The organism is Faecalibacterium sp. i25-0019-C1 (assembly GCF_042854225.1).
Lineage (GTDB): Bacteria > Bacillota > Clostridia > Oscillospirales > Ruminococcaceae > Faecalibacterium > Faecalibacterium taiwanense.
Window position 1 is genome coordinate 867636 of sequence record NZ_AP031428.1, and the last position, 15845, is coordinate 883480.

The 15845-nt window shown below is 51.9% G+C and carries 17 protein-coding genes; 14 read left to right on the forward strand and 3 right to left on the reverse strand.

Features of this window, described 5'->3' with window-relative positions; genetic code table 11:
• Positions 1-134 precede the first annotated feature (134 nt).
• The 13 genes from ACGHUK_RS04270 (at position 135) to ACGHUK_RS04330 (ending at position 11068) form a co-directional block, all read left to right on the forward strand.
• The gene (locus ACGHUK_RS04270; RefSeq protein ID WP_349935989.1) at positions 135-398 is read left to right on the forward strand and encodes a hypothetical protein; all 264 of its coding nucleotides are present in this window, start codon (positions 135-137) and stop codon (positions 396-398) included.
• 14 nt (positions 399-412) lie between these two features.
• Positions 413-1216 (forward strand): ADP-ribosylglycohydrolase family protein, encoded by an 804-nt coding sequence (locus ACGHUK_RS04275; protein WP_390575178.1) that lies wholly within the window; start codon positions 413-415, stop codon positions 1214-1216.
• A gap of 233 nt (positions 1217-1449) precedes the next feature.
• Positions 1450-1914 carry an Hsp20/alpha crystallin family protein gene (locus ACGHUK_RS04280; RefSeq protein ID WP_156069501.1) on the forward strand — a complete coding sequence of 155 codons (465 nt, stop codon included), beginning with the start codon at positions 1450-1452 and terminating at the stop codon, positions 1912-1914.
• Positions 1915-2162: 248 nt separating this feature from the next.
• On the forward strand, positions 2163-3020 hold the full coding sequence (locus tag ACGHUK_RS04285) for a YitT family protein (RefSeq protein WP_223387953.1): 858 nt from the start codon (positions 2163-2165) through the stop codon (positions 3018-3020).
• Positions 3021-3127: 107 nt separating this feature from the next.
• Entirely contained in the window at positions 3128-4162 is a 1035-nt protein-coding gene (locus ACGHUK_RS04290) for an alcohol dehydrogenase (RefSeq protein ID WP_223387952.1), read from the forward strand.
• Between the two features lie 172 nt (positions 4163-4334).
• Positions 4335-6074: an adenine deaminase gene (gene ade / locus ACGHUK_RS04295; RefSeq protein ID WP_390575182.1), complete on the forward strand. Its 1740-nt coding sequence runs from the start codon at positions 4335-4337 to the stop codon at positions 6072-6074.
• 156 nt (positions 6075-6230) lie between these two features.
• On the forward strand, positions 6231-6491 hold the full coding sequence (locus ACGHUK_RS04300) for a hypothetical protein (protein ID WP_097774716.1): 261 nt from the start codon (positions 6231-6233) through the stop codon (positions 6489-6491).
• 52 nt (positions 6492-6543) lie between these two features.
• Positions 6544-7035 carry an HD domain-containing protein gene (locus ACGHUK_RS04305; protein ID WP_223387951.1) on the forward strand — a complete coding sequence of 164 codons (492 nt, stop codon included), beginning with the start codon at positions 6544-6546 and terminating at the stop codon, positions 7033-7035.
• A gap of 202 nt (positions 7036-7237) precedes the next feature.
• Positions 7238-8452, forward strand: a complete 1215-nt coding sequence (locus ACGHUK_RS04310) for a Fic family protein (RefSeq protein WP_390575186.1) — start codon at positions 7238-7240, stop codon at positions 8450-8452.
• Positions 8449-8859 (forward strand): (deoxy)nucleoside triphosphate pyrophosphohydrolase, encoded by a 411-nt coding sequence (locus ACGHUK_RS04315; protein ID WP_390575188.1) that lies wholly within the window; start codon positions 8449-8451, stop codon positions 8857-8859. Before ACGHUK_RS04310 ends, ACGHUK_RS04315 begins: the two co-directional genes overlap by 4 nt.
• A 123-nt stretch (positions 8860-8982) precedes the next feature.
• Positions 8983-9366, forward strand: coding sequence for a type II toxin-antitoxin system PemK/MazF family toxin (locus tag ACGHUK_RS04320; protein ID WP_097785024.1), 384 nt, complete (start codon positions 8983-8985; stop codon positions 9364-9366).
• A 60-nt stretch (positions 9367-9426) separates the two neighbouring features.
• Complete coding sequence (locus tag ACGHUK_RS04325) at positions 9427-9663, forward strand: hypothetical protein (protein WP_005922522.1); 237 nt, start codon at positions 9427-9429, stop codon at positions 9661-9663.
• Positions 9664-9991: 328 nt separating this feature from the next.
• Entirely contained in the window at positions 9992-11068 is a 1077-nt protein-coding gene (locus ACGHUK_RS04330) for a hypothetical protein (protein ID WP_390575193.1), read from the forward strand.
• A 122-nt stretch (positions 11069-11190) separates the two neighbouring features.
• Here ACGHUK_RS04330 and ACGHUK_RS04335 read toward each other — a convergent pair whose 3' ends face one another.
• The 3 genes from ACGHUK_RS04335 to ACGHUK_RS04345 form a co-directional block, all read right to left on the reverse strand.
• Positions 11191-11625, reverse strand: coding sequence for a helix-turn-helix transcriptional regulator (locus ACGHUK_RS04335; RefSeq protein WP_097774722.1), 435 nt, complete (start codon positions 11623-11625; stop codon positions 11191-11193).
• Positions 11626-11696: 71 nt separating this feature from the next.
• Positions 11697-12176, reverse strand: coding sequence for a sigma-70 family RNA polymerase sigma factor (locus ACGHUK_RS04340; protein ID WP_242961853.1), 480 nt, complete (start codon positions 12174-12176; stop codon positions 11697-11699).
• A 142-nt stretch (positions 12177-12318) separates the two neighbouring features.
• Positions 12319-13119 (reverse strand): SDR family oxidoreductase, encoded by an 801-nt coding sequence (locus ACGHUK_RS04345; RefSeq protein WP_097774724.1) that lies wholly within the window; start codon positions 13117-13119, stop codon positions 12319-12321.
• Between the two features lie 519 nt (positions 13120-13638).
• On the opposite strand from ACGHUK_RS04345, the gene ACGHUK_RS04350 reads away from it, so the two are divergent.
• The gene (locus tag ACGHUK_RS04350; RefSeq protein ID WP_390575197.1) at positions 13639-15693 is read left to right on the forward strand and encodes a TIM-barrel domain-containing protein; all 2055 of its coding nucleotides are present in this window, start codon (positions 13639-13641) and stop codon (positions 15691-15693) included.
• Positions 15694-15845 lie beyond the last annotated feature (152 nt).

Consider the following 15845-nt stretch of genomic DNA (forward strand, 5'->3'; position numbering starts at 1 on the left):
GCGCGGAAATGAGGCACATATAAATCCAGTGCCATCTGCCGGAGGACGAGCGTGCCGAAAAGGTCATCTTTGTCATCACCACGGACGGGCTGGAAAACGCCAGCAAGCGGTTTGGCTATGAGAAGATCCGCCGGATGATCGAGCGGGAAAAAGAGCAGTACGGCTGGGAGTTCCTGTTCCTCGGTGCCAACATGGACGCCGTGAAGGAAGCTGCCCGCTTCGGCATCTCGTCCGACCGGGCTGTGCGGTTTGAGAATGACGCACAGGGCGTGGCGGTCAACTACCACGTTGTCAGCGAGACAGTCTCCCGGATGCGGGAAGCACCCTGCTGCGCGTCCATCGGCGCAGAGTGGAAAGAACAAATCGAAGCCGATTTCCAGAAGCGGCATCATAGGTAAGGGAGGAAACAGCCATGTTAGGAGCAATCTTGGGTGACATCGTGGGCAGTCCCTATGAATTTGACCACAACAATTACAAGCACAAGGATTTTCCGCTGCTGAGCGAGAAATCGCACTTCACCGATGATACGGTCATGACCGCTGCGGTGGCAGTTGGTCTGATTGACGGAAAGGGTCTGCCGGAGAGAACATTTTGTGCAGTGCAGCATGAAATGCGGCTCTGGGGCCGTAAATATCCCCATGCCGGTTACGGCGGGATGTTCCGCCGGTGGCTGCACGCAGAAAATCCGAATCCCTATGGCAGTTTCGGCAACGGCTCGGCTATGCGGGTGTCGGCAGCGGGCTGGCTGTTCGATACGCTGGACAAAACGCTGGAAATGGCAAAAGTGACCGCCGAAGTCACCCACAACCACCCGGAGGGCATCAAGGGCGCGCAGGCCACGGCGGCAGTGATTTTTCTGGCCCGTACCGGCCACAGCAAGCCGGAGATCAAGCGGTATGTGGAGCAGACCTTCGGTTATGACCTGAACCGTACCTGCGATGAAATTCGGCCGACCTATCATCATGTGGAGACCTGTCAGGAAACTGTGCCGGAAGCAATCATTGCTTTTCTGGAAAGCGTCAGTTTTGAGGATGCACTTCGCAATGCGGTCTCTCTGGGCGGCGACAGCGACACCCTTGCCTGCATCACCGGCGGCATTGCCGAAGCTTTTTACGGGATGCCGCAGGAACTGCGGGACGAGACTTTGAAACGTCTGCCGGAGGATATCCGGGAAGGATATGAGCTGTTGTGCTTCATGATTGCCAAGATGATATAAAATGCGATGATGCGACTGAATTTCGAAAAGATTGCATAGGATTTTATAAAAGTATTATTCTTTCATGAATTTTAGCACTCTTCTATTGACACTGCTAATGAACGGTGCTATAACAGTGGCGTGCTCAGGAGGAAGGGCAAAAGGAGAGCCGCTAGGCTCCCCGGAAAGCCCTTCTGAATGGACGCTTCAGATTTTTTGCCCCGACCCGAACGCCGGGATTGGAGGAATGATTTATGCTTATGCCGACTGTTTTCCATGAAAACCTGTTCGATGATTTCTTCGATCCGTTCTGGAATGACGCTGCACTGGAACGTATGATGAACCGTGAGGCTCGTGATACCTTTGGTAAGCGTGGTGCAAACATGATGAAGACCGATGTCAAACAGACGGACAACGGCTACGAAGTAGCGGTTGACCTGCCGGGCTGCAAGAAGGAAGACGTTCAGATGGATCTGAACGACGGCTACCTGACCATTCAGGCAGTGCGCAGCCACAGCAACGACGAAAAGGATCAGAAGGGCCGCTATCTGCGGCGCGAATCCTTCTCCGGCACCTGCGCGCGCAGTTTCTACGTGGGCGATGTGAAGAAGGAAGACATCCACGCAAAGTTCGAGGATGGTGTCCTGCACATCGAGCTGCCTGCTCCTCAGCAGACGAAGGCTTTGCCTGAGAACCCGAACCTGATCGAGATCGAGTAAATGCCGACCGTGTGCGCCAAGGCACAACGCACATAAGATGCCCCCGGAGAGCCGCAACAAGCCCTCCGGGGGCATTTTTGTTTCGCTATCTTTTCCGCAAGGGAAAATCATGGTATACTGAGAACAGCAACTCGGAATTTATGGAGGTACTTCACTATGGAATACAAACGCTTTGGCGGTAAGCTCCTTGTCCGCATCGACAAAGATGAGGAGATCGGTGAAACAAATTTGATTTTAGGGGGACAAAGATGTGTGATGTAAAAGGAAAGACCGGCGCAGTCCTGAGGGAGACGGCAGTCCTGACCGGGGCGGTGGCGATCATTGCGGCGGGCGTTTTCTTTTTTCTGGTGCCGAGCCATACATCCGTCAGCAGCATTTCCGGCCTTGGCATCGTGCTGTCCAATTTTGTGCCGCTGCCCTTGTCGGTCATTACGATGATCCTGAACGTCGTGCTTCTCATCATCGGGTTCTTTACCTGTGGCAGAGAATTTGGCGCAAAGACCGTATACACCAGTGTGCTGCTGCCGGTGTTTCTGGGGCTGTTTGAAAAGCTGTTCCCGGAGTTCGGCTCGATGACCGGCAGTCAGGAGCTGGACGTGCTGTGCTATATTCTGGTGGTCAGCATCGGGCTGAGTATTTTGTTCAACCGCAATGCATCCTCCGGCGGGCTGGATATTGTGGCAAAGATCATGAACAAGTACCTGCACATGGAATTGGGAAAAGCCATGTCTCTGTCAGGAATGTGTGTGGCGCTTTCCGCGGCCCTGGTCTACGATAAAAAGACCGTGGTGCTGAGTATCCTCGGTACTTACTTCAACGGCATCGTGCTGGACCATTTCATCTTTGATAACAGCATCAAACGCCGCGTCTGCATCATCACCGAAAAAGAGGAGGCGCTGCGTCAGTTCATCCTCCATGACCTGCACAGCGGTGCGACCATGTACGAGGCCATCGGTGCATACAATCTGGAAAAACACAACGAGATCATTACCATCGTGGACAAGAGCGAATATCAGAAGCTGATGAACTTTATCAACCGGGAAGACCCCAAGGCTTTTGTTACCATTTACAATGTATCCAGCATGCAGTATCAGCCCAAGATCTGATCGGCGGAGAGCTGCCGCAAAGGGCGGGCCTTTTGCGGCTTGCTCTTTGCCATAGCTGCGTGGTATACTCAAGTCCGGAAATATCAAAGCGCGTGGAGGTAAAAAGCATGCTGACCTATACCTATGTTTCCGAGGGCAAATTTGAACTGATGGAAAAACCAAAGCCGGTGCTGCAGCACGAGCGGGATGCCATTGTAAAAGTGACCCTTGCCAGCATCTGCTCCAGCGACCTGCACATCAAGCACGGCAGCGTGCCCCGGGCGGTGCCCGGCATCACGGTAGGGCACGAGATGGTGGGCATCGTAGAAGAAGTGGGCAGTGCGGTGACCAATGTGAAACCCGGCGACCGGGTGACGGTGAACGTGGAGACCTTCTGCGGAGAGTGCTTTTTCTGCAAAAAAGGCTTTGTGAACAACTGCACCAATCAAAACGGCGGCTGGGCGCTGGGCTGCCGCATCGACGGCGGGCAGGCCGAGTATGTCCGGGTGCCCTTTGCGGATCAGGGACTGAACAAGATCCCGGACGGCGTTACCGATCGGCAGGCGCTGCTGGTGGGCGATGTGCTGGCCACCGGCTTTTGGGCGGCACGCATCTCGGAAATCACCCCCGAGGATACCGTGCTGATCCTCGGTGCAGGGCCGACCGGCATCTGCACGCTGCTGTGCGTCATGCTGCACAGCCCCAAGCGCATCATCGTTTGTGAAAAGGACGCAAGCCGCCTGCAGTTCATCCGTCAGCACTACCCGCAGGTGCTCACGGTGCAGCCGGAGGACTGCGCCACCTTTGTGCGCGCCCACAGCGACCACGGCGGGGCCGATGTGGTGCTGGAGGTGGCAGGGGCAGACTCCACCTTCCGGCTGGCATGGGAGTGTGCACGGCCCAACGCCATCGTGACCGTGGTGGCGCTGTACGATAAGGCACAGACCCTGCCGCTGCCGGAAATGTACGGCAAAAACCTCACCTTTAAGACCGGCGGCGTGGACGGCTGCGATTGTGAAGAAACGCTGCGTCTCATCGCAGAAGGCAAGATCGATACCGAACCGCTCATCACCCACACCTACCCCCTGCGCCGGATCGCAGAGGGCTACGAGCTGTTTGAAAAGAAACGGGACGGCGTGATCAAGGTGGCAGTGGAGTGCTGACGGTCTGCGCCAAGACACAACGCACATAAAGTGGCCCCGGAGAGCTGTAACAAGCCCTCCGGGGCCATTTTTGTTTCCCGACATCTTTTCCGCAGCGGCAAGGCGTGGTAGAATAATGGCGGAACCAATCCACAGGTGAGAAAATCGAACTTCAGAGAGAGGAGATGTTTCTATGCAGTCCGATGAACTGAAACGCCGGATCTCGGCAGGCAGAGGAGATGCTTTGGCTGATCTGGTTTTGAAAAATGCCAGAATCATCAATGTGTTTACCGATGAGATCGACACCGCTGATATTGCCATCAGCGGAAATTCGATCGTGGGCGTGGGCACGTATCATGGCCGGAAAGAAGTTGATCTGCACGGCAAATATGTCTGCCCGGGCCTGATCGATGGGCATATCCACATCGAAAGCTCCATGCTCTGTGGTCCGGCTTTCGAGCAGGCGGTGCTGCCCCACGGTACCACTGCGGTGGTCACAGACCCACACGAGATCTCGAACGTTGCGGGGCTGGAAGGCTTGGATTTTATGCTGGAAACGACAAAAAATCTGACCCTTTCGGTTTATTTCATGCTGCCCTCCTGTGTTCCGGCTACGGATCTGGATGAATCCGGCGCGGTGCTGAACGCAGAACAGCTCCGGCCTTACTACGGCAATCCCCGCGTGCTGGGGCTTGCGGAACTGATGAACGCCTATGGAACGGTGCGCTGTGACCCGAAGATCCTGCAGAAGATCCGCGACTGCACCGAAGCAGAAAAGATCGTGGATGGCCATGCACCGCTTTTGAGCGCTAAGGACCTGAATGCTTATATTGCGGCAGGCGTTCAGTCCGATCACGAGTGCTCCAACATCGAGGAAGCCATGGAAAAACTCCGGCTCGGACAATACATCATGATCCGGGAAGGAACGGCTGCCAAAAATATGGAGGCCCTGATGCCGCTGTTCCGGGAGCCCTATTGCAGCCGCTGTATGCTGGTGACAGATGATAAGCACCCCGGTGACCTGCTGGACAGCGGACACATCGATTCCAACATCCGTAAAGCGATCCGGTTGGGGGCGGACCCGGCAGTGGCCGTCAAAATGGCAACGCTGGTCCCGGCACAGTATTTTGGGTTCAAGCAGCGCGGTGCCGTAGCACCGGGGTACCGGGCAGATCTGGTTGTGGTTTCTGATCTGGAATCCTTTATGGTCGAACAGGTTTACAAGAATGGCACGCTGGTGGCCGAGCACGGAAAAACGCTGAAACCCGCACCGCTTGACATCGACCGTGTGAGATTTTCCCACGTTATGGATTCCTTTGATCTGGATGAGATCACACTGCAGGACCTGGAACTTCGGGAAAGCGGGGAGCAGGAGCGTGTCATCTGCCTGAACCGGGGCGAGTTGCTTACGGAGGAAAAAATCATCCCGTTCCAACGGCATCCGGGCAAAGCTCCCGGTGTGGACCCGGAACACAACATCGTAAAACTGGCCGTTTTTGAGCGGCATCATCACTCCGGCCATGTGGGTATTGGCTTTTTAGGAAACTTCAGCCTGAAATGCGGAGCCGTTGCATCGAGCATCGCACATGATTCCCATAACCTGATCGTGGCAGGGGACAACGATACCGATATGATGCTGGCCGGCAACACTGTGCGGAAAAACAAAGGCGGACTTGCGTTTGTGGCAGATGGACAGGTCGTGGCAGAACTTGCGCTTCCGGTGGCCGGATTGATGAGCACCGAAAGCGCAGAGAGCGTTGCGGCGAAAATGCAGGCGCTGAACGATGCCCTCAAGGCACATGGTGTAGCGGAAGATATCGGCATCTTTATGACCCTCGCCTTCGTCAGCCTTCCGGTCATTCCAAAACTCAGACTGAATACATACGGCATCATCGATGTAGCGCAGCAGAAAGTCGTTCCGGCTGTTTTTTAATAGGCGATAACAAAAATACTGCCGGAGATCGACCTGAATGGTCCGTCTCCGGCAACAGAACAGTTCGTTCCTACTCTTAGAAACGAGCCGCATCAAGAGAAAAATTGACGGAAATTCTTATTTGATAAATCGGAATTTGTGGAGGGGTGTGATTATATGAAAAACAATAGCCCACAAAAGCAGGCTGCCATTTCTTGGATCATTTTGATGATAGGAATATTGCTCGCAGTAATAGGAGCAATGACGGCAAAGGAGTACAGAGTAAACCTATGCCTGCTAATCGGTGCAATGGTTGCTGTTGGTGGTATTGTATATCATCTCACCATGATGAAATGTCCTTATTGCGGTTGCTCGCTTGTTGGTTATAGGCCGATCCCTAAAGAATGTCCAAAGTGTCATAAAAAATTTGAAGAATAAGTTCGCGTTTATCAAGGTGAACATTTAAGTATTAAAAACGGGAGTGAAACAAATGATGACCATTGCACAGATCATGGAAAAGATGATCGCCTTTTCCGAAGGGAATATCCATGACATCACGCACCTGAGCTGCGTGTGGACCTATGCCAAAACCATTGGTGAGCTGGAGGGGCTGGACGCAGACACGCAGTTTATTCTGGAGGTGGTGGCCATCACCCACGATATCGCCTGCCCGCTCTGCCGCAAAAAATACGGCAACACCAATGGTAAATATCAGGAGCAGGAGGGTGCCCCGCTGGTGCGGGAGTTCTTGGCGGATACCGGCATGACAGCGGCACAGATCGACCGGGTGGCCTATCTGGTAGGGCACCACCATAGTCCGGCGCAGATCGACGGCATTGACTATCAGATTCTGATTGAGGCGGATTATATCGTCAATGCGTCCGAAAGCGGGTACGGTCAGCAGGCAATCCGAACCTTTATGGAACATACGATGAAAACGGCAGCAGGTATCCGGCTGACGAAAACAGTGTTTGGAGTGTAAAAATGATTCAGAAGCATTGCTTTGAATCTGGACGAAGTGGGGAATAAGCCGATGGAGATGTGATTCGTGGCTGTGCCGCGGGAATTTTGACGGAGAGTATGGAAAAAAGTTGGTTCGGCCTGTTTCGGTTGACTTTTTTATAAAGAATCGGTATATATGATACTATATAGTATCAATAAGTATCAACTGCGAGGTGGACAGAATGGATGGGGCACAGTTTGCCAAAATGCTTTCAGATAAGCATTTGTTTGAACTCAATCGGATGGAATACAAGTACTCGACTGTCAGCGTCAAAGAATTTGCCGAATTGCTGCGGCAAAACTTTGCGCAGCCTCTGCCGTTGACTGATTTTTCTGGAAATAAGCTGTTTTACCTGCCGAACCTCGCGCAAATTTCAACAAATGGTATGAAGCAGTTGCTCTCTGTCCCTGTCAGTGGACAAAACTTCGGTTTGTCGGCGATGACCGAGGAAATTTATGCTACTTTTCAAATTGAAAGTATCCGCTCGACCCGCAGCAGTATCCGTTATATCCTCGATGGTTATGCCCCTCGTGATGAACAAGAAGCCCGCATCTATGGTATGAAGCGCGGACTGGAGTTTATCGCGAATCGTCAGAATACGATCACCGAGGAGAATCTGCATCACCTGTATCAGATCAGCACAGGGGATTATCTCCCGGATGAAGATCGATTACTGCCAAACCGCTTTTATCGGCATGGCGAGGTTTTTATTGTGGGCGGTGAAGAACCCAGACCGGGACTTCCGGCAAAGCGGCTTCCCGGTGCCATGAAATGTCTTGTCGATTTTGCGAATGCCAATGACGGCATCAATGAGCTGCATAAGGCTGCCATTCTGCACTTTGCCTTTGCGTACTACCACCCCTATTTTGACGGGAATGGACGCACTGCACGGCTATTCCACCTCTGGTATCTTGTTCAGCAGGGCTATCCTGCGGCACTGTTCACGCCGTTTTCCCGATACATCGCTGAAAACAAGGGCGCATATTACAAAGCCTACGAACGCGTGGAGAGAAATGCTCTGATTTCCGGCTATACGGATGTGACTTCCTTTCTGTTCTACTTCTGCAATGAGGTCTATAACCGCCTGCAGGTGGATGCAGTTCCGCCGAAAACTGATCTTGAGGTATATCAAACTGCTCTTGCGGAAGGAAAAATCACAGAAAAAGAACGGCTGCTCTGGGAATATGTTCTGTCTGCTTATGGTGCAGAGGAGTTTACCACAAAGCAGCTGGAAAAGGATTTCCGAAACGCTGCGTATGCAACCATTCGGACGTTTGTGATGAAATTCCATGAGATGGGGCTGCTTACTGCAAGAAAAGCAGGAAACAGGGTGTTCTATCGTGTCGGTGGGACTTCTGACGGTCGGCCTAATGAATTCAAAAGGAGAACGTTATGAAAACGATTCGTGTTGTGGCCGCTGTGATCTGCGATTCCATGCAGGCAAAACGCAAAATCTACGCTACCGCCCGCGGCTATGGTGACTACAAAGGTCAATGGGAGTTTCCGGGCGGCAAAATCGAGCCGGGCGAAACCCCGCAGAAGGCTCTGAAGCGGGAAATTGAAGAAGAACTGGACACGGAAATCGCCGTGGGGAATCTAGTTGGGACAATCGAGTATGATTATCCGGCGTTTCATCTTTCCATGGACTGCTTCTGGTGTGAAGTGGTTTCCGGCGATCTTGTTCTGAAAGAAGCGGAAGCTGCACGGTGGCTGACAAAAGATGACATTGATTCCGTTCCGTGGCTCCCGGCGGATCAGACCATTTTGGATGTTATCAGAAGCTCAATGGTAAAGAAAAAGTGACTCACTTGAATTTTGCAGCATAATCTGACCATGGAACCGCACGAATAAAAACAATGCCCTCATAGTTGAGAGGATTCGTAAATCTTCTTGGCTATGAGGGCGTTTCATTCCACGGGGATTTTTATGTTACCGAACAATTGGAGATATCTCAGAGGGGACATCTACTATGCAGACATGGAGCCGCATATCGGCTCGGAACAGGGCGGGAAACGCCCTGTGGTAGTTCTGCAGAACAACATTGGAAACCGTCATTCGCCTACATTGATCGTTGCAACTGTTACCACCCGGACGGAAAAGAAGAAAAACCAGCCCACCCATGTGCTGGTGGATTCCAACCCGGCCTTTGAAGAACCGTCCATGATTCTTCTGGAGCAGATCTTCACGATCGATAAATCCCGCATCGAACGCTTTATGGGCTATGCCAGCAAGGCTGAAATGCTCCGCATTGATATGGCTTTGCTGGTCAGTCTGGCTCTGAACGTTCTGAGCGGAAACCGCAGCGAATAGCGGACAACCAGTAACCCGTAAAAATGAGGTGATAGCGATGTAACCGGAGGTGAGTGAGCCATGCGAAAGAGTGCCCCCATTGAAGTGGTGGTACATTACCCCAAAACGAAAGAGGGATGGGACGAACTCGGAAAACGGGTCGCAACCGCCCACGCCAACTATGTGATCGAAAAAATCGACCGTCTGAACTGCCCCACATGGCAGAAGCTCGAATTGCTGCAGGCGGTGATCGATACTACCAAAGGAACCTACAAACCCAAAGAACACCAAAAGCCCGGCTGGCAGCCGAGCCGATAAACAAAGCCCCACGCTCAACATATGCTTTTCTGCTCTGACCAGAGACGGTCAGATTCAGAGGCAGTGTTGAGCGTGGGGCTTTTTGTGTTACATAAGTTTTTGGAATTTTGCTGACAAAAAATCATTGATTGTTGGCGGCCAATATGGTATCCTATGACACTGCATAACACGCAAAACAGTTCCACTTTTTTCTGAAAGAGCGTATCGAAACCGTCCTGAGGGAGCAGCAGAAAAAGCTTTTTGAAAAGTAAAAGCTCTTGTGTTCCGTGAAAAAAGAAGGTAATATAAATACAGAGCAAGACACAGAACGCAGGGAGGGATGAAAACCATGTTTTACGAGATCATGCACCGGGAAAGCTGTGTGGCACAACTCAGCACGACAGGGGAATGCAAGATCTGCCTCGAGGATTTCATGCCCTGTGATCTGGTTCTGGTGGAATCGGATGATTTTGACGAGCGCATCAATAATGTGACGAACTTTTACTATTGGTGTGCCTCCCGGATGCTGACGTTGGATCGCACCTACGCCAAGGAAATCCTGAACAGTATCGGTGCATCTCAGAGCGTTACGGACAGGGAACGAGCACAGATTGCGTTATCCTACCATTGTCTGTCTTTGCTGGATGTGTTCTGGGTGAAAGAAGAAAACGAGAAGATTCGATTCGAGGATATCAACCTTTTTGCACACTCCTTAAGCAATGCGCTTGTGGATATTGCGCTGCGGGGGCACCAAATGACGGTGACAAACGCCCATCTTCTGGCAAATGACCTGTCTACGGGCGGCTTGTACCCCAAAGCATGGGTGCGCAAAGAGGATGGATTCTATCTTTACAAGGATGGCGGCAGGGATGCGGTGGAACGTGAAGTGCTGGCAAGCAAAATCTGCCGGTGCTTTGACTGCCATCAGATACTGTATGAGCAGGGAATGTTTGAAAATGAGCCGGTTTCTATCAGCAAAATCATGACATCTCAGCGATACAGTCTTGTGACCTATGCAGCCTATGACGTCTACTGCACGAACCGTGATTGGAATACGCTGGATAAGATCTTAGAGCTGGATGCTCCCGGCTACTATATGATGAACATTCTGGATTATCTGGTGGGCAATACTGACCGTCATTGGGAAAATTGGGGTCTGCTGGTAGACAACGAAACCAATCAGCCCATCCGTCTGCATGACCTGATGGACTTCAACCGGGCGTTTCAGCAGTACGACACGCCAGAAGGCGCAAACTGTCTGACCGTGGGAAAACGCCATCTGAGCCAAAAAGATGCTGCAGTGGAAGCGGTGCGGAACATCGGACTGAACCAAGTCCGTCAGGTGGAGCACACCGTATTCTCCGAGCATCCGGCATGGAAAGCAACGTTTGAAGAACGACTGCGTGTTTTACGGAACGCCATGTAAGTCAGAGCAAATATCAGAATAATTGAAACAGAATGATTCCATAACGAAAGCCCGTCTGCGCTGCCACATATCGTGGCTTGCAGACGAGCTTTTTCGTTTGACCGGAGAAAAATTACCATACCTCACATGCGAAGCATAGATGGAAAATCGGAACCAAGGTTTTCCACCAGATGGCAAAAGCACTTCTGACTGATGGTCTTTTGTCCACTCTCCCAGCAGCGGATGCTTGTCCGGCTGACCTTTGCGTGGTCGGCAAGTTGCTGACGGTTCCAGCCTTTTGCCTCCCGGTATCTGCGGAGGAAGGCTCCTCCGCCCCGGTGCAGAAACAGGGTGTAGTCGTCCAGAATATCCTCCACCGGGATGCCGTAAAGGGCGGCGAGCTTGTCCGCAAGTTCGGGCGTGAAGCTGCGGTGAAATGCGCCGCTTTCCAGATCCCGATAGAGCCATTCCTCCATGCCCACCATGGCAGCAACCTCTTTTTGCAGCAGGTCAAGACCATAGCGGCACCAACGCAGACGGTCCCAGGGGTCCGGGATGCCGGCGTAAGAATGGTACATACGGTAGAACGCCTGCGCCTCTACGGTAGTGCGGGGGCCTGCCAAAGTTACCTGCAAGATGTATAGAGGGGTTAGACCACAACCCTCACATGATACCTTTTGAAGTAGAAAAAGGTGACCGCTTTCCTGAGCCCAGAAAACCCATTTTGACGCATTTGCGCTGCTTTGAAAAATGAGTGGGTTCTCTTTTCCATCTGAAAGTGCGCTGGGGAGAGGATAGCATTTTCAATGCACCGGCTGGCGTAGGTGGAAAAGCGTGCCCGACGGTCAGAGTCGAAAGTATCCACCGCTTTCATCAGGCCGATGGTGCCGATGGAAATAAGGTCGTCCTGATCGCCGGGCAGGGCGTAGTATTTTTTTACGATGTGTGCCGCCAGACGCAGATTGTGCCGGATCAGTTTTTCCCGTGCGGCAGGGTCACCGGCACGCAGTGCGGAAAAGGCTTCGGTTTCCTCCCGGGCAGAGAGGGGCCGCGGAAAGCTGCCGCTTTCCAGATGAAGCGCCAGAACCAGAAACTTTGTGGCAAAAAATTGCAGAAGAGATAAAAACATGCCGACCCCTCCCCATAGTATCATAAACGGTTACTGTAATTTATGAAGGAGGGCTTGCCTTTTTTCCGGACTCCGAGGAGAACAACGCTGCTTCGTTGTCCACAAAATACGGATATGGCAGCTTTGCGGAGCAATGCGCCTGTTACCCATATATTTTCCCCACGATCTTTCCGCGTGCTGCGGCAGGCAGGAGCTTGCACAAAAGGCTCAGGAATTTATACTGTGCACCGGCAACATAAACGACTGCCGGGTCCTTTTTCTCCACAATACCGGCGATGTACCGTCCAATGCGTGCCGGGTCCATGCCGTTTTGCTCGTCGTGTTCCATCTGGCTGACGCTCCGGGAGATGCGTCCACCGTATTCATCATCGCCGAGAATGCTTTTTTGACGTGCTTTTGTAAACCCGGTGCAGATGTCACCCAGTTCTACGACGGTAACATGGATGCCGTAGGGCTTGACTTCGTTTGCCAGAGCGTAAGAGTAAGAAGAAACGGCGGCTTTGCTTGCAGAGTAGAAGGTCTGGAACGGAATGTGCGCTACGGCAGCAACAGAGCTGATGTTCACAATATGCCCCTTCCCTTGATGGCGCATGAAGGGGAGAACTGCTTTATTTACAGTGACTGTCCCGAAAAAGTTCACATCAAACTGCGCTTTGGCTTGCTCCATGGACGTAAACTCCACCGCACCGGAAATGCCAAAGCCTGCACAGTTGATCACTGCATCAATTTTGGTCTCTTTTTGGATGACCTGCTGCACAGCGGCGTTGACCGCATCTTCATCGGTCACATCGACAGACAGATGGGTAACACCCTCCATAGGGATATTTCTGCGGCTGAACTCATAGACGATGCAGCCATTCTCTTTCAGAGCGGATGCCGTGCACCGTCCGATGCCGGAGCTTCCGCCGGTAACAATAACGACCTTGTTGTTTTCTCCCGCCATGATTTTCCTCCTGAAAATGTTGATCTGGTTCGAGTATACCGCATCGCAAGATGACTGTCTATACGGATAGCCGGATTGTGAAAAAGCACAGGGATCAACTTGCGCAAATTTTTACGCAGATTGGCCTCTCTTTTTTACACAGCCAATGCCAATTAGCGCTTGAAATCGAAATGCTGCGCAAGTATACTATACTAGCTATGCTGTACAAGCTTGATCAAAAATCAGTATGCCAGTTGACCATAAAAGACATACCAGAATTGAAGTGCGCGGCAGAATCAAAACCCTACGAGGATGAAAATGAAATTTGATAGAAGGCTTACAGATGAAATCTACACTTCCGATACGGTAAGGCTGGGAAAAATGCGTTTCAGGCCATGCGGGAGACGATCTATCATAATGGTGGTGTTTCGTTTCGCGGTGCATCGGGCGAGATGATTTTGCATCGTTTGGATTTAAAGAAAATTTTTATCTCGACAGGATCAGCATGCGATTCAAAAAACAAAGGAGAGGTGTTTTGCTATGATTTACAAAAAGCAATACGGGCAACCGTTTGATACCGAAAGTGTAGTGGGTTCTTTTTTGCCCATGATGGAAACGATACCCTATCTGACCAAGGAGCCGGATGGTTTCTCCTATGCCATGGAACCGCAGGATGTCCTGTATGGTCTTGGCGAAAACGTCCGTGGTATCAACAAGCGCGGGTGGGTGTACGAAAGCAAATGCTCCGATGACGGCAACCATACCGAGGGCAAATCCTCGCTGTACGGTGCTTATAATTTTATGATCGTGTCCGGCAAGGATACATTTGGCGTTTTTATCGACTACCCGGGCAAGGTGACCTTTGACTGCGGCTACACCGACCTGGATACCTTACGCATCACGGTGGCCGAGGAAAATTACGATCTCTACATCATTGAGGGCGAGAGCCTGACCGATATTGTGCACCAGTTCCGCCAGTTGGTGGGGCGCAGTTATATTCCGCCCAAATGGGCTTTTGGCAACGCCCAGAGCCGCTGGAGCTACATGAACGAGGACGAGGTCCGCGAGGTGGTGGCAAATTACCGTGCCAATCATATGCCGCTGGACGCTGTGGTTCTGGATATCGATTACATGGAGCATTACAAGGACTTTACGGTGGATGCGCAGCGCTTCCCGCGTTTTGCAGACTTTGCCGCCGAGATGAAAGCGCAGGGCATCCATCTTGTCCCCATCATCGATGCAGGAGTCAAAATCGAAGATGGATATGATGTGTACGAGGAAGGCGTGAAAAACGGCTACTTCTGCACGAATCAGGATGGCACCCCCTTTGTAGCCGGTGTGTGGCCGGGACGGGTACACTTCCCCGATATGCTCAACCCGGAAGCCCGTGCTTGGTTTGGCAGTCAATATAAAGTTCTGCTGGATCAGGGGATCGAGGGCTTCTGGAATGATATGAACGAGCCTGCTATCTTCTACGCAGAGGAAAGACTGAAAAAGACCTTTGCTCAAATTGAGAAATACAACAAGCAAAACCTGGATATTTCCAGCTTTGGTGCTTTTACCGGCATGGTGGCAGGGCTTTCCAACAACGAAAACGATTATAAGCTGTTCTACCACAACACCAAACAGGGGCGTATGCGGCACGACAAGGTACATAATCTTTTTGGTTATAACATGACCCGTGCGGCAGGCGAGGCTTTTGAGCGGCTGGAGCCGGACAAGCGCATTTTGATGTACTCCCGTTCTGCCTGCATCGGGATGCACCGGTATGGCGGCATCTGGACCGGCGACAACCATTCTTGGTGGAGCCACATTCTGCTTGCGCTGCACATGATGCCCTCCCTGAATATGTGCGGCTTCCTGTACGAAGGCCCCGACATTGGCGGCTTTGGCAGCAATACCACGGAGGATCTGGTGCTGCGCTGGTACGGCATGGGCATCTTCTCTCCGCTGCTGCGGAACCACTCTGCCAACGGCACTCGCCGGCAGGAGCCCTACCGCTTTAAGAACAAGGCTGCCTTTGCTGGTATTTTACAACTGCGCTACCTGCTGCTGCCCTACATTTACAGCGAGTACATGAAAGCTGCCCTGCACGACGGCATGTACTGTATGCCGTTGGCTTTCGCCTTCCCGGAGGATGACTTTGCCCGCCGGGTAGAGGATGAGGTGATGATCGGTGAAAGCCTGTTGATCGCCCCGGTATATGAGCAAAATGCCCGAGGTCGGTATGTTTATCTGCCGGAGGAGATGCTGCAGGTGCGGGTAAAGTGCAGCGAAAGCAACCGCATCGAAACCAGCGTGCTGCCGGCAGGCCATCATTACATTCCGGTGGAGCTGGATGAAGTGGTGTTCTTTATGCGCAAGGGACACCTTCTGCCCCTTGCCAAGGACGGCAAAAAGATCCAGAGCGTTGCCGATGTGGATTTTGCAGATCTGCGCCTGCTTGCCTATGCTCCCGATGGTGCATCCTATGAATACTATACCGATGACGGCGAGACAAAGGATTATGATAAGCCGGAACATTTTGTGCATATCACGCTGGATGCGGATGGAAACGCAAAGTGCGATCGTGCTACGGTCAAAGTAGAAGGATAATCGTCAGTCATTACGCAGTTCCTACAGAGTGACAGCGTTTCAGCTTGAAATGCTGCCACTCTTTTTTGTTGTCTATATCACAGATAAAATAGCCGTTCCATCTTGAAAACAGCGTAAAGATTTATTATAATAAGATAAATGGTTGTGATTTC

Excerpts from the sequence above, each read along its gene's own strand:
- ACGHUK_RS04335 (WP_097774722.1), bottom strand. The coding sequence starts at position 11,625 with ATGTACCATTCTTACGCCGGCATCCCGGACCCCTGGGACCGTCTGCGT.
- ACGHUK_RS04305 (WP_223387951.1), top strand. The coding sequence starts at position 6,544 with ATGATGACCATTGCACAGATCATGGAAAAGATGATCGCCTTTTCCGAA.
- ACGHUK_RS04320 (WP_097785024.1), top strand. The coding sequence starts at position 8,983 with ATGTTACCGAACAATTGGAGATATCTCAGAGGGGACATCTACTATGCA.
- ACGHUK_RS04285 (WP_223387953.1), top strand. The coding sequence starts at position 2,163 with ATGTGTGATGTAAAAGGAAAGACCGGCGCAGTCCTGAGGGAGACGGCA.
- ACGHUK_RS04350 (WP_390575197.1), top strand. The coding sequence starts at position 13,639 with ATGATTTACAAAAAGCAATACGGGCAACCGTTTGATACCGAAAGTGTA.
- ACGHUK_RS04325 (WP_005922522.1), top strand. The coding sequence starts at position 9,427 with ATGCGAAAGAGTGCCCCCATTGAAGTGGTGGTACATTACCCCAAAACG.
- ACGHUK_RS04275 (WP_390575178.1), top strand. The coding sequence starts at position 413 with ATGTTAGGAGCAATCTTGGGTGACATCGTGGGCAGTCCCTATGAATTT.
- ACGHUK_RS04310 (WP_390575186.1), top strand. The coding sequence starts at position 7,238 with ATGGATGGGGCACAGTTTGCCAAAATGCTTTCAGATAAGCATTTGTTT.
- ACGHUK_RS04330 (WP_390575193.1), top strand. The coding sequence starts at position 9,992 with ATGTTTTACGAGATCATGCACCGGGAAAGCTGTGTGGCACAACTCAGC.
- ACGHUK_RS04315 (WP_390575188.1), top strand. The coding sequence starts at position 8,449 with ATGAAAACGATTCGTGTTGTGGCCGCTGTGATCTGCGATTCCATGCAG.
- ACGHUK_RS04280 (WP_156069501.1), top strand. The coding sequence starts at position 1,450 with ATGCTTATGCCGACTGTTTTCCATGAAAACCTGTTCGATGATTTCTTC.
- ACGHUK_RS04340 (WP_242961853.1), bottom strand. The coding sequence starts at position 12,176 with ATGTTTTTATCTCTTCTGCAATTTTTTGCCACAAAGTTTCTGGTTCTG.
- ade (WP_390575182.1), top strand. The coding sequence starts at position 4,335 with ATGCAGTCCGATGAACTGAAACGCCGGATCTCGGCAGGCAGAGGAGAT.
- ACGHUK_RS04345 (WP_097774724.1), bottom strand. The coding sequence starts at position 13,119 with ATGGCGGGAGAAAACAACAAGGTCGTTATTGTTACCGGCGGAAGCTCC.
- ACGHUK_RS04270 (WP_349935989.1), top strand. The coding sequence starts at position 135 with ATGATCGAGCGGGAAAAAGAGCAGTACGGCTGGGAGTTCCTGTTCCTC.
- ACGHUK_RS04300 (WP_097774716.1), top strand. The coding sequence starts at position 6,231 with ATGAAAAACAATAGCCCACAAAAGCAGGCTGCCATTTCTTGGATCATT.
- ACGHUK_RS04290 (WP_223387952.1), top strand. The coding sequence starts at position 3,128 with ATGCTGACCTATACCTATGTTTCCGAGGGCAAATTTGAACTGATGGAA.